Here is an 11,983-nt window from a genome sequence, read left to right as displayed (position 1 = left end):
GAAAAGAGGGTACTGCAGAGGTTGGCTGAGATGTGATTTGGTAAGGACCCTATATATCAGATTATGTAACTCTTAAACCTTTCAGTCAGAGCCTTAATGTCCTCAGCCGCCTGCTCTCCCTTCTCATTTATCAGCCTGACAAAAGCACTGCCAACGACCACACCATCAGCACCGGCCTTGATGAGCTGTTGAACGTGCTGTGGTTTTGAAACACCAAACCCCACAGCCACTGGCTTTCTGCATACACCCTTTACACTCTTCAAGGCTTCGAAGGCGAGCTCAGATACTCTGTCTCTCTCCCCGGTAACACCATAGGTTGAAATGAGGTATATGAAGGCTGAAAGTTCGTCAATCGCCCTCAGTCTGTCTTCCGGCGTGTTTGGCGCTGCCAAAAACACATTTTTCACTCCAACATTGCTGCATACATCCACGAATTCTCCCGCTTCGTCATGTGGCAGATCAACGACCAGAATTGCATCAACACCTGATGAATATGCTTCTTCGACAAATGCCTTAACTCCTCGTCTGAAAATGGGGTTATAGTAGCTCATCAGAACGAGCGGTGTTTCTGACTCCTTTCTGAAGGCTCTTGCAATTTCGAAAACTTGGTTCAGCTTGAAATTTCTCAACGCTTTTACATAGGACTCCTGAATCGTTTTACCGTCAGCAACCGGATCGCTGAAAGGAATGCCGAGCTCTATCACATCCGCCCCTGAGTTGGCGGAGGTGAGCATGAACTCGACAGTCTTCTCCGGACTTGGATGGGAAGCAGTGAAGAAAACTATGAGCGATTTATCTATCATTATTGGCCCCCCTCACGATGCCAATATCCTTATCCCCCCTTCCGGAGAGGTTTACCACTACAACCCCGTCTTCCCCTACACCTTCAGCCATTTTGATCGCGTAAGCAACAGCATGCGCCGATTCGAGTGCGGGGATTATACCTTCCAACCGGGACAAAATCCTGAAGGCCTCAAGCGCCTCCTCGTCACTCACTGTGACGTAATCACACCGTCCAGTTTCTTTCAAATACGCATGTTCAGGCCCAACGCCTGGATAGTCCAGCCCTGCGGAGATGCTGTGGGTGTCGAGCATCATCCCGTTTTCATCCTGCAGAAAGTATGAGAGCATTCCGTGAAGAACACCTTTGCTTCCAGCACTCAGTGATGCTGCATGCTTTCCCGTATGAATTCCTTTTCCTCCAGCTTCCACACCTACAAGCCTTACGTCGTCTTTGAGGAACGTATGGAAAATGCCCATGGCATTGCTTCCTCCCCCAACGCACGCCACTATTGCGTCAGGCAATCTTCCCTCAATTTCAAGTATCTGTCTCTTCGTCTCATGGCCGATTACGGACTGGAAGTCCCTGACTATCGTCGGGAAAGGATGGGGGCCGACTACCGACCCAATGAGGTAGTGGGTGTGCTCAAAACTCTCCACCCAGTCTCTGAGAGCTTCATTTATCGCATCCTTCAGTGTGCGGCTTCCACTCTCCACCGCCCTCACCTTAGCCCCCAGAAGCTCCATTCTGAAAACGTTCATTTTCTGCCTCTCATAGTCTTCAGCACCCATGTAAATTTCGGCCTTTAGGCCGAGCAATGCTGCGGCCATTGCTGTTGCAACACCATGCTGTCCCGCTCCGGTTTCGGCGATAATCCTTCTCTTACCCATAAACTTCGCCAGAAGAGCCTGGCCGATCGTGTTGTTTATCTTGTGCGCACCGCCGTGGAGCAAATCTTCTCTTTTAAGGTAGATTTTTACACCAACCTCTCTGCTCAGATTTTCAGCAAAGTAGAGCGGAGTAGGCCTGCCAGCGTAGTTCCTGAGGTAGTAGTCAAGCTTTTTCTTGAATTCCTCATCATCCTTAAATCTGCTGTAAGCTTCTTCAAGCTCTTCCAGAGGTGGTATCAGCACCTCCGGGACGAATCTACCACCAAACTCACCGAACTTCATTCTTTGCCCTCCTTACAAATTCCCTAATTAGAAATTCATCCTTAAAACCGTCTATCTCAACTCCTGACGACACGTCAACGCCCATTGGTTTTACAACGCTTATAGCCTCACCGACATTCTGCGGATTCAGCCCTCCGGCAAGAAGAATATCGTACTTCTCTGAAACCTCCCTGCTTATCTTCCAGTCATGCCTCTTCCCGCTCCCGCAGCCGGAATCGAGGAGTATGAGATGGGGAGAGTAGAGTTCAATCTCCCTGATAATCTCATCAGCGCTTTTGTCAACAATGAAAGTCTTCATGACCTTAACGACCTCCTTAAGCTTTTCGAAGTCTTCAGGCATGATGCTGGAGTGAACTTGGATGTAGTTGCACTCACATTTTGCGATGATCTCCTCCCACTCATTTATGCTGCTGGAGGTTGAGACAGCAAAAACGGGGATCGATGTGGAGTTGATTATCTCCCTAGCCCTCCCCAAACTTATGCACCTCTTCGAGTCGCTTTTGACAACAACTCCTGCTGCGTCAGCATACTTTTCAACGATTTCAAGCTCTTCGAGCCCTTTAACACCGCAAATCTTAACAATCATGGCAGATCTCCACGAAATTCCTGACTATCCTCAACCCGTCTTCAGTCAGCACGCTTTCCGGGTGAAACTGGACGCCGTAAATGTGCTTCCTCTTAATTCCCATTATCAGCCCGTCGTCGCTCCTCGCGTTTACCTTGAACCCTTCTGGAGGTTGAGTGACTGCAAGGGAGTGGTATCTGCCCGCCCTGAACGGGTTTCTCACGCCTCTGAAAATGTCCTCTCCGTCGTGCCTAACCAAGGAGACTTTCCCGTGTAATGGCCTGATCTTCTCAACCTTCCCTCCAAAGACTTCTGCTATCATCTGGTGGCCCAAGCAAACGCCGAGGATTGGTTTGCCTAATTTAAACAGAAATTCGAGCCTTCTGTCCGGCTTTCCCGGGCCGGGTGAGATGACTATCCCGTCGAAGTTCATTTTTCTGATTCTACCCGCATCATCAATTTCTACAACTCTAACACTGTCGTAGAGGGAAATGTACTCCACGAGGTTGTAAACGAAAGAATCCTTACAGTCTATGACCACGATCACAGTCCCACCGCCTTCAAAACGTTTGCAATCTTGTTTTCAGTCTCCAGAAACTCCTTTTCCGGGATCGAGTCAGCAACGATTCCCGCTCCGGCCCTCACCCTCGCCCTTCCGTCGAACTCAATCATCCTTATGGCTATTGCAAGGTCGGAAACACTCTCAGAGAAGTAACCCACAGCCCCGGCGTAAACGCTCCTCCTGTTCCTCTCTATACTGTCTATGAGTTCAATTGCTCTTAGCTTGGGCGCTCCTGTAACAGTTCCTGCGGGAAAAGCGGCTTTCATTGCATCAAAATGAGTCATGCCGGCCTTAAGCTCTCCAACAACCTCACTCTCGATGTGGAGAACACTCGGATACTCAACGACTTCCATGAACTTTTTTATCTTCACGCTACCGCGTTTGCAGACCCTTCTAACATCATTTCTCGCGAGATCGACCAGCATTACATGCTCAGCCCTTTCTTTCTCATCTCCAAGCAACACAGAGGCGATTTCCTTCTCCCTTCCTCTCTCCCTCTTTGCAGTCCCCGCAATCGGGTTTATGATGAATTCTCTCCCCTCAACCCTCCCCATTGTTTCCGGACTCGAACCTATCAAAGCCCTGTCGAACTCCAGTAGGAACATGTAAGGGCTTGAATTCGTTTTCCTTAGGTTTACGTACATCTGAAATGGACTTAGGTCTGTGTCGATGATGTACTCTCTCGAGAGGACTATCTGGTAAACCTCACCCTCTTCAATCTGCTCCTTTCCTTTCTCAACCATCTTTACGAATTCTTCCTCGCTTCCAGCCTTTAAAACACTCGAAACTCCTTTTTCTCCCTTGACGCTAATTCTTTTCGCTCTTTCAACGATTCTCTCTGCGTTTTCAATATTAACGCTGAAAAGCTTTCTAAGGTAGTGGTCGTAAACGAAATAACCGTCGTAGCAGCCAAAAACAGATGGGGTTTCGGGAGTTTTGCCTATGTAGCTGTTAACAGCATCGTAGGAAACATAGCCTACCAGCAAACCCTTTACATGTATCTCCTTTAGGGCGTCGAATGGGTTGGATGTTCTTGCCACAACCTCTCCATCAACCTTTGTTCTGCTGTCAATGCGGATCGTGTAGAGGGGGTTAAAGGAGATGTAGCTGAACCTTGCTCGTCCGTTTTTCTCCGCTGATTCCAGAATGAATGGGTAGTTTTCGTCTCTTATTACAGCGTAGAGTTTTATCGGTTCTACATACTCGTGCTTTTGCATACGATTTCCTCCAGTTTCCTCGCAAACTCTCCACTCTGAAGCTTCTCCTCGAAAATTTCCATGTTCTCCTTCAGGTCTTCGTAGCCAAGCGCAAAGAGTGCGGTTGCAAAGTTGATTCCTATAAGGATTCTGTCCTCCTCCAGTCCGTTTCCACTGAAAACAGCCTTAATTCTTTTTGCCGATTCATTGCTGCTTTGGCACGGAATTATCTTCGCCCTCTTAACACCAAAGTCCTCCGGACACAGGCGTAAGAATTCGAGGTTTTTACCAATAACTGCAACGCTTGTCTCATATAAAGGGCTTACCTCATCGAGCCCGCTTCCGTGAACGACAACGCCCCTTCTTCCTAGAATGGATAAGGCCTCTCCGACGGTTCTTAATAGCTCTGCATTTGCAACACCCACAACCTGAGCAACGGGATTTGCGGGGTTTGTTAGTGGGCCGATGATGTTGAAAATCGTTTTTATGGCCAGCTTTCTTCTAACTCTGACCACTCTTGCAAAGCTCTGGTGATAAAGAGGAGCGAACAGGAAAGCAAAGCCTGTTTCAGAAATCATTTTTCTCGCTTTTGTTTCATCCATCTCTATGTTCACACCAAGGGATTCAAGAACGTCTGCGGAACCGCTTTTTGAGCTCACAGCCCTGTTTCCGTGCTTTGCAATGGGATGGATAGATGATAGGGCAATTGCAACGGCTGTACTTATGTTAATTGATGCAGCTTTATCACCACCAGTTCCGCAGGTATCCACGACCTCGCCGAGGTTTATTCTCACCCCATCAACCACACCCTTCGCAAATCCTGCCAGAGCCTCCGCATCGTACCCTTTAGCTTCAATAGCTCCGAGTACTGCTGCAATCTCGACCTCATCCATTGCTGGAATTGATAACGCAAGTTCGTAGGCCATGTCAAAGTTTAATCCCTTCAAAACCTCTCCTATCATCTTCCCGCCTCCACAAATGTTCTGACAAAACTCTCCGTGTCCTCGGCCATCATGAAGGCAGTTCCGATTAGAGCGGCATCGGCGTATCTCAAGACGAAAAGCAGGTCACGGATGGTGCTTATTCCGCTGCCACTTATCTTGAAAGCTTTAACTCTGTCAGCAATTCTTGCAGTCGTCTCAACATTACCTCCATCTCTCTCCATTCTGTCGATGTCTCTGTTGTTTATCAGAATCACTCTGCTGTTCTCGGTGTAGGTCAAATCCTCAGCGTGGTGAACCTCAACAACCGGTTCAATGCCGTGCTCTTTGCACAAATCAACCATTTCGACAGTTCTCTCTTTCAGGTGCCTTGCAATCAAAAGCAGAGCTGAGACTTCTGCTTCAGCGCTCCTCTCAACCTCTTTGCGGGTTCTGATAAAATCCTTCCTTAGAACAGGAATCTCAGTTATCTTCACTATTCTCTTCAGCGTTTTGAAATCCCCCTTGAACTGTTCTGCTGTGATGTAGGAAATCGCTGCCACTCCGGCTCTTTCGTAAGCTGTCAGGACATCCTTAACCCTTCTACCCCTCAGAAGGTCTCCATGGAGGGGAGAGAAGACCTTAATCTCCCCAATCACGGGATTCCTGTCATCCATTCTTGCTCTCTTTAATGAGTTAACAAATCCAAAGTACATCACCTGTTCCTTTCATGAGGGATTGTTCCTGTTTAGTGTATTTAAACTTTTTGCTACGCTTTGGCAAAATAAGTTTAGCCAAATTTAGCCCGGTATCCACATCTCAATAAGCTCCAGATGTGGTTAGAAAACTAATAAATATTGCATCTAACTCCCAATTCTGATGACTCTGCCATCGAAGGAAAACTTCTCAGAGTGGTATCACGAGGTCATACAGGTCGCGGAAATCATGGATGTCAGGTATCCCGTTAAGGGGCTCTACGTTTGGTTCCCATTCGGCTTTAAAATCAGACAGCTCGTTTACTCGAAGCTCAGAGAAATCATGGACAGAGAGCATGATGAGGTTTATTTCCCTGCTCTGATCCCTGAGACGGAGCTTGGCAAGGAGGGTGAGCACATAAAAGGCTTTGAGGATGAGGTTTACTGGATAACACATGGTGGCTTAACACCGCTTGACGTTAAGCTGGCTTTGAGACCGACAAGCGAAACGGCAATGTATCCGATGTTCAGGCTGTGGGTTAGAAACCACGCCGACCTACCTCTGAAGGTTTACCAGGTTGTCAACACATTCCGCTACGAGACCAAGCACACAAGACCCCTCATCAGGTTGAGGGAAATTACGTCCTTCAAAGAGGCCCATACAGTCCATAAAGACTTTGAGGAAGCGGCAGAGCACGTAAAAAAAGCCATAGGGTTTTACAAGGAGTTCTACGACTTTCTTGCCGTTCCGTATATGGTCATACGCCGCCCTGAGTGGGATAAGTTTCCGGGTGCAGCTTACACGATAGCCTTCGATACCGTAATGCCTGATGGTAGAACGCTGCAGATCGGAACAGTCCACCATCTGGCAGACCACTTCGCCAGAACTTTTGATATAAAGTACGAAGCACCGAATGGCGAGCACTACTACGCGCACCAAACGTGTTACGGAATTTCAGAGAGGTGCATTGCGGCTTTGATAAGCGTTCACGGAGATGATCAGGGTCTTGTTTTGCCCTTTGAAGTAGCTCCCGTCCAGATTGTTATAATTCCTATTCTCTACAAAGGCAAAGAGGAGGCAGTTATGGAAGCCTGTAAGGAGCTTGCTGATAAGCTAAATGCGTTCAGAGTTGTGCTTGATGGTGGGGAAGAGAGGCCTGGGGCAAAGTACTACAAGTGGGAGCTTAAAGGTGTCCCAATCAGGTTCGAAATAGGGCCAAGAGATGCGGAGAAGGGCGTTGCTGTGGCTTCATTTAGGGATGAGAAGAAAAAGTTCGAGGTTCCGCTGGACAGCATAAACGAGGAATTAATCCTCAAATGGGCAGAGGAGCTTAAGCAGAGGCTGAAGGAGGCTGCAGCGGAAAGAATGGCTGAGAGGGTTAAGTTCGTTGAAACGACAGGCGAAATTGCTGATTGGGACGGTGTTGTTGCTCTGCACCTCTGCAGCAACGAAGATTGCGGACATCAAGTTGAAGAGTACGGAAAGAGCCTGCTTGGATGGTTTGAGGAGTTGCCAGAGTGGCTGGACTTAGAGCCTGCTGGCAAGTGCATCGTTTGCGGTGGAGAGGGCAGACTGGCGGCATTAGCAAAAACATATTAAATTATCTGAACAATAAATATATCTTTTTCTCCTAACTGGCCAAAAAAGGAGTTAGAAATCCAGTTTTCAGCCAAAACAATTAAAATATAACAGAAATTTTTCAAAACTGTCTTTTTATAACTTTTCAGCTCAATTTTTCCCTTATGAAAACTGTTTAAAACCGTCGAAAAATTTAAATGTCAAAGGACATGAGATTATATCCAGTCAAATTCGTGTGGTTTCGTTACAAATAGAGCAACCCTGATAAAATCTGGCATAAAGGGTGGAAAACGCTCTAAATTCGGATATTTCCGTCAGGAGGTGATAAAAATGGAGGGTGATGGCGATGATAGTCGGTCGGCATATTATCGCAGAACTGTACGGGGTGAAGGAGGAGCTTATTGCCAAGGAGGAGGTGGTACGCTCCATTGTCGAGGAGGTGGTGGATAAAGCAGAGCTTACGAAAGTAGGCAGCGTTTACAAACAGTTTAATCCCCATGGTGTCACGGGGATTGTTTTGATTGCTGAAAGCCACGTTTCTATACACACTTGGCCTGAATACGGGCTTGTTAACCTCGACATTTTCACGTGCGGCGACACTAAGAAGGTCGAGAAGGCTTTTAAGCTGTTCCTTGAGAAGTTCAAACCTGAGTCGTATCGCCACTACGTTCTTGACAGGGGATAAAATGGACAGAATTGTTAGGCAGATACTGCAAAAGCTCCTCGGGGGAGAAAGGAGCGTCTACGAGCTCATTTACTACCAGGACTCCTCACTGAGGGAGTTCTTTGAGCTGCTCAATTCTTTAAAGGATGAGGGGTTAATTGAAGTAGAGAACGGAAGAGTAAGGATAACGGAGAAGGGCAAGGAGATTGCTGAGAGGGAGAGAGTAAAGTACTGTGGAGAAGTGGAATGCGATAGCTGCGATGGAACAGGGCTGGCTATCAACTCTTATTTTCAGGAAATCCTAAAGAAGTACTCTGAAATAGCGAAGAACCGCCCTGAAACAGTAGAGATTTACGACCAGGGTTTCATCAGCCCTGAAGGTGTTATAAGGAGAGTCGAATTTGTTTACGACAGGGGAGACCTGAATGGAAGAATCTTTGTCGTTGGTGACGACGACCTTTTCAGCATCGCCGCCTCGCTAACGGGAATGCCCGAGAAGGTTGTTGTTGTTGATATTGACGAAAGGCTGATTAACTTCATCAACAATGTTGCTGAAGAGTATTCTCTCAACGTCGAAGCTTTTGTGTACGATGTGCAGCAGGCATTCCCTGACGAACTTAAGAGGAAATTTGACGTGTTTGTGACTGATCCAGTTGAGACGATTCCCGGACTGAAGCTTTTCCTTTCGAGAGGCGTTTCAACGCTTAAGGGAGTTGGTGGGGCCGGATACTTTGGCATCACTACACTTGAAGCCTCAAGAAAGAAGTGGTACGAAATTCAAAGAATGATCCACGAGATGGGCTTCATTATCACCGACCTCAGAAGGAGGTTCAACATCTACCCTGAAGACGAGAAAAACTTCTTCAGATTTCAGGAAAAGCTCCCGATAGTGAAGCATCTCAAGGCAAAGGTTGACTTCAACTGGTACAACTCAACGCTTTTCAGAATTGAGGCTGTAAAAGAACCAAAACCCTTAGTGGAAGGGGAGATGATAATCGACGAGAAAGTTTACAAGGACGACGAGAGCTGGGCAACTCCATATTAATTTTATCCTTTTCAGATTTTTGAATCTGAAATCGGCGAGTATCGGCAAATTTATATTTTGAAAGCCTTACAGGCCCTGATGCAGGTTCAGGTTTCGCTCAGCAGAGACCTTTCCTTTTTCGACATAACGATGATCGGGATAGCCGGGATGATTGGTGCAGGCGTTTTTGCCCTTACAGGTATCGCTGCAGGAATTGCCGGTCCGGCTATCATTCTCGCATTCTTTCTCAACGGAATAATTGCGACTCTCACCGGCTTAGCTTACGCCGAACTCGGTTCTGCAATGCCCCAGGCGGGTGGAGGATATCTGTGGATTAAAGAGGCAATGGGGGATTATGCTGGATTCATGGCAGGCTGGATTGACTGGGCCGCACACACGATAGCATGTGCCCTCTATGCCGTAACTTTTGGAGCGTTTTTCGCGGAGATGATTGTGGGATTCATTGGCCTGCCAGTCCCGCATGAACTAACAGCCAAGGTATCCTCCCTTGCAATGGTGAGCTTTCTCGCCTTCGTGAACTACAAGGGCGCGAAGGAGAGTGGTTTTCTCGGAAGCCTTGTGACCGTCCTGAAAGTCCTCATTCTTCTTGTCTTTGCCGGATTTGGGATTGTCAAAATGCTGGGCTATCCGGACTGGCCTTCTTCATTCTCACCCTTCTTTCCGACAGGAGTAGCTGGAGTGCTCGCGGCAATGGGGCTGACTTTCATCGCATTTGAGGGGTTTGAGATAATCGTCCAGAGCGGTGAGGAAGTCAAAGACCCGGAGAGAAACATTCCAAGAGCGATTGTGGTTTCGCTTTGGGTGGCTGTGGGGATTTACATCCTCATAGCCTTCTCCCTGCTCGGTGCTGTTAGAGCTGATGTTCCGAGCTGGATGTATCTCGGTCAGCTTGCAGAGCTGAGCCTGGTGAAGGTTGCTGACAGCATTATGCCTCTCGGCGGATGGATGATACTTGCAGGCGGTCTTATCTCAACAATCAGTGCTATGAATGCCACGATTTACTCCTCTTCAAGGGTAATTTTTGCCCTGAGCCGTTCCGGCTACCTGCACCGCTCCCTTTCAGCAATCAACGAGAGAACGAGAACACCGCACTACGCAATATTTTTCAGCTACGTCATCATCGCAACAGCATCTCTCGCCCCTATAGAAGCCGTGGCTTCTGCAGCGAGCCTTATGTTCATAATCCTGTTTCTTGCGGTAAACGTCACGCTCATAATTCTGAGGCTGAGGAGGCCGGATATTCAGAGCAAGTTCCGCCTTCCCCTTGTGCCAGTACTACCAGCTGTTGCTGCTATTCTGCTCGCGGTTGTGTCGTACTTCCTCATAACACAGGTGGAGCATGGAGAGAGTGTTTTCCTTATCACGATCGCCTGGATGTTTCTCGGTTCGCTGTTTTATTTTGCATACTCTGAGAAGGAGCTGGAGAAAAGGGAGGAAGAGGAGATTCTTACCGTCTTCACCGAGAGACCAATCGAAAAGAGCGATTTCACAATAGTCGTTCCGGTCGCGAATCCTGTAATCGCCAAAAAGCTGGTCAGGTTTGCGGAGCTCATTGCAAGAAAGAAAAACGGTTCTGTTGTGATTCTCAACACAGTAAAGCTTCCCCCACAGACGCCAATTTCAGCACCGGCAAAAGAAGTGAAGAAGGCCAAAGAACTTGTCGAGGAGCTTATGAACCTGAGTATTCCCTCTGGTGGAGTAGTCAAAGTAAGTCATTCCGTTTCTGAGGCAATTCTGAGCACGGTAGAGGAGTGGAAGGCTGACATGGTCGTCATGGGCTGGAGAGGGAGAACATTCAGGCGGGATGTGGTTCTCGGCAGCACAATCGATCCTGTCCTTTTGAAGGCAAGGTGCGACGTTGTGGTGATAAGGTTCGAACCTGGAGAAAAGATTCCAGAGTTTAAAGACGTTTTAATATCCACAATTGGAGGCCCTCACGCCAGGCTTGGTTACGAGATAGCGAGAGCGCTTGTTGAGGATAAAAACGGAAGGGTAAAGCTGCTTTACGTCGGCTCAGAGAAGGAGAGGGAGAAGGCGGAGAAAGTATTTGAGGAGGCAATGGAGGTTTTGCAGGGAGTTAACGTTGAGAGGAAATTTACCGTTAGCTCCTCTCCTTCTGATGTCGTTGCAAGAGAGGCTGAGAATTTTGATTTGGTAATTGTCGGAGCGTCGGAGAGAACTTTCCTGAAAAACTTCCTCACAGGTCTGTTTCCGGAAAAGGTTGTTATGAAGACTTCAAAGACCGTTGCGATGACGAGAAAGTGGGTGGGGTTGCTGAACCGATAATGTTGCGGGAGATGTGAACCATAAAGTTTGCAAGATCTCTCCATCATGAATGGAAGGCAAGGTAGTAGGCAAGCACCATTTCAGTGATAACGGCAACAATGTCCCCATCCTTTATGACTCCATCCTCCACAGGGAGAAAGAGGACTTTACTTATACACTTTTCGTCTTCCACTCTACGGGGGATGCCGCACTCCACAACGTCAAGAACGGTGCCAAGTGCATGCCTCATTATGTGCAAGGGCCCGACCATGGTGTCACCGGGGATTGAAAAAGGCTTTATCTCAATTATGCACGGCTTTCCTCTCCTCACCTCGACTGCTTCCTTTGCAATGAGCGTCTTCCACTGTGTTATGGGTACCATTCTGTAGCCGAAAGGTTTCAGTTCAATTTCCGCTCTCTCCTTTCTGCCACCCAATTTATCCACCCAGTATTTCATGTTGATCTTCATGGTAATCACCTAAACGATTTAGGGTGCTTACACAATCCTCAATCCAATCTCTTCTTTAACTTGTTCAATC

General features: G+C 47.7%; 12 protein-coding genes. 4 read left to right on the top strand and 8 right to left on the bottom strand.

The features are described 5' to 3' along the window. Positions 1 to 56 precede the first annotated feature (56 nt). Genes trpA through H0Z19_RS09960 form a run of 7 tightly spaced genes read right to left on the bottom strand, consistent with a single transcriptional unit; the run spans position 57 to position 5,912 of the window. The gene (gene trpA / locus H0Z19_RS09990) at positions 57 to 806 is read right to left on the bottom strand and encodes a tryptophan synthase subunit alpha (RefSeq protein ID WP_365892695.1); all 750 of its coding nucleotides are present in this window, start codon (positions 804 to 806) and stop codon (positions 57 to 59) included. Next, positions 793 to 1,953, bottom strand: a complete 1,161-nt coding sequence (gene trpB / locus H0Z19_RS09985; RefSeq protein WP_290726250.1) for a tryptophan synthase subunit beta — start codon at positions 1,951 to 1,953, stop codon at positions 793 to 795. The genes trpA and trpB overlap by 14 nt, the downstream gene beginning before the upstream one ends. Next, positions 1,940 to 2,539 carry a phosphoribosylanthranilate isomerase gene (locus tag H0Z19_RS09980; RefSeq protein ID WP_290726248.1) on the bottom strand — a complete coding sequence of 200 codons (600 nt, stop codon included), beginning with the start codon at positions 2,537 to 2,539 and terminating at the stop codon, positions 1,940 to 1,942. Before H0Z19_RS09980 ends, trpB begins: the two co-directional genes overlap by 14 nt. Beyond that, positions 2,529 to 3,065 (bottom strand): aminodeoxychorismate/anthranilate synthase component II, encoded by a 537-nt coding sequence (locus tag H0Z19_RS09975; protein WP_290726246.1) that lies wholly within the window; start codon positions 3,063 to 3,065, stop codon positions 2,529 to 2,531. The genes H0Z19_RS09980 and H0Z19_RS09975 overlap by 11 nt, the downstream gene beginning before the upstream one ends. Continuing rightward, positions 3,062 to 4,297, bottom strand: coding sequence for an anthranilate synthase component I (locus tag H0Z19_RS09970; protein WP_290726245.1), 1,236 nt, complete (start codon positions 4,295 to 4,297; stop codon positions 3,062 to 3,064). The genes H0Z19_RS09975 and H0Z19_RS09970 overlap by 4 nt, the downstream gene beginning before the upstream one ends. Beyond that, positions 4,276 to 5,238, bottom strand: coding sequence for an anthranilate phosphoribosyltransferase (gene trpD, locus H0Z19_RS09965; protein WP_290726244.1), 963 nt, complete (start codon positions 5,236 to 5,238; stop codon positions 4,276 to 4,278). Before trpD ends, H0Z19_RS09970 begins: the two co-directional genes overlap by 22 nt. Continuing rightward, positions 5,235 to 5,912, bottom strand: coding sequence for an indole-3-glycerol-phosphate synthase (locus H0Z19_RS09960; RefSeq protein WP_290726242.1), 678 nt, complete (start codon positions 5,910 to 5,912; stop codon positions 5,235 to 5,237). The genes trpD and H0Z19_RS09960 overlap by 4 nt, the downstream gene beginning before the upstream one ends. A gap of 163 nt (positions 5,913 to 6,075) precedes the next feature. Between H0Z19_RS09960 and proS the strand changes: the two genes are divergently transcribed. From proS to H0Z19_RS09940, 4 genes are all read left to right on the top strand, one after another. Beyond that, positions 6,076 to 7,491 (top strand): proline--tRNA ligase, encoded by a 1,416-nt coding sequence (proS, locus tag H0Z19_RS09955; protein ID WP_290726241.1) that lies wholly within the window; start codon positions 6,076 to 6,078, stop codon positions 7,489 to 7,491. Between the two features lie 325 nt (positions 7,492 to 7,816). Further along, positions 7,817 to 8,155, top strand: a complete 339-nt coding sequence (gene speD / locus H0Z19_RS09950) for an adenosylmethionine decarboxylase (protein WP_290726239.1) — start codon at positions 7,817 to 7,819, stop codon at positions 8,153 to 8,155. 1 nt (position 8,156) lies between these two features. Continuing rightward, positions 8,157 to 9,179, top strand: a complete 1,023-nt coding sequence (locus H0Z19_RS09945; RefSeq protein ID WP_290726238.1) for a bis-aminopropyl spermidine synthase family protein — start codon at positions 8,157 to 8,159, stop codon at positions 9,177 to 9,179. Positions 9,180 to 9,257: 78 nt separating this feature from the next. Further along, positions 9,258 to 11,465 (top strand): amino acid permease, encoded by a 2,208-nt coding sequence (locus H0Z19_RS09940; protein ID WP_290726236.1) that lies wholly within the window; start codon positions 9,258 to 9,260, stop codon positions 11,463 to 11,465. Between the two features lie 43 nt (positions 11,466 to 11,508). Here the strand turns inward: H0Z19_RS09940 and H0Z19_RS09935 are convergent, their stop codons facing one another. Beyond that, entirely contained in the window at positions 11,509 to 11,913 is a 405-nt protein-coding gene (locus H0Z19_RS09935) for a DUF22 domain-containing protein (RefSeq protein WP_290726235.1), read from the bottom strand. Positions 11,914 to 11,983 lie beyond the last annotated feature (70 nt).

Origin of the sequence: Archaeoglobus sp., assembly GCF_017656475.1 — an archaeon.
Taxonomy (GTDB): domain Archaea; phylum Halobacteriota; class Archaeoglobi; order Archaeoglobales; family Archaeoglobaceae; genus Archaeoglobus.
Note: the sequence above shows the minus strand (reverse complement) of the source record. Positions and strands in the feature narration are given on the sequence as shown.

Bases quoted from the DNA above. Each gene is read 5' to 3' on its own strand.
- trpB (WP_290726250.1), bottom strand. From the start codon at position 1,953: ATGAAGTTCGGTGAGTTTGGTGGTAGATTCGTCCCGGAGGTGCTGATA.
- trpD (WP_290726244.1), bottom strand. From the start codon at position 5,238: ATGATAGGAGAGGTTTTGAAGGGATTAAACTTTGACATGGCCTACGAA.
- H0Z19_RS09960 (WP_290726242.1), bottom strand. From the start codon at position 5,912: ATGTACTTTGGATTTGTTAACTCATTAAAGAGAGCAAGAATGGATGAC.
- proS (WP_290726241.1), top strand. From the start codon at position 6,076: ATGACTCTGCCATCGAAGGAAAACTTCTCAGAGTGGTATCACGAGGTC.
- H0Z19_RS09970 (WP_290726245.1), bottom strand. From the start codon at position 4,297: ATGCAAAAGCACGAGTATGTAGAACCGATAAAACTCTACGCTGTAATA.
- speD (WP_290726239.1), top strand. From the start codon at position 7,817: ATGATAGTCGGTCGGCATATTATCGCAGAACTGTACGGGGTGAAGGAG.
- H0Z19_RS09945 (WP_290726238.1), top strand. From the start codon at position 8,157: ATGGACAGAATTGTTAGGCAGATACTGCAAAAGCTCCTCGGGGGAGAA.
- H0Z19_RS09940 (WP_290726236.1), top strand. From the start codon at position 9,258: ATGCAGGTTCAGGTTTCGCTCAGCAGAGACCTTTCCTTTTTCGACATA.
- H0Z19_RS09935 (WP_290726235.1), bottom strand. From the start codon at position 11,913: ATGAAGATCAACATGAAATACTGGGTGGATAAATTGGGTGGCAGAAAG.
- H0Z19_RS09980 (WP_290726248.1), bottom strand. From the start codon at position 2,539: ATGATTGTTAAGATTTGCGGTGTTAAAGGGCTCGAAGAGCTTGAAATC.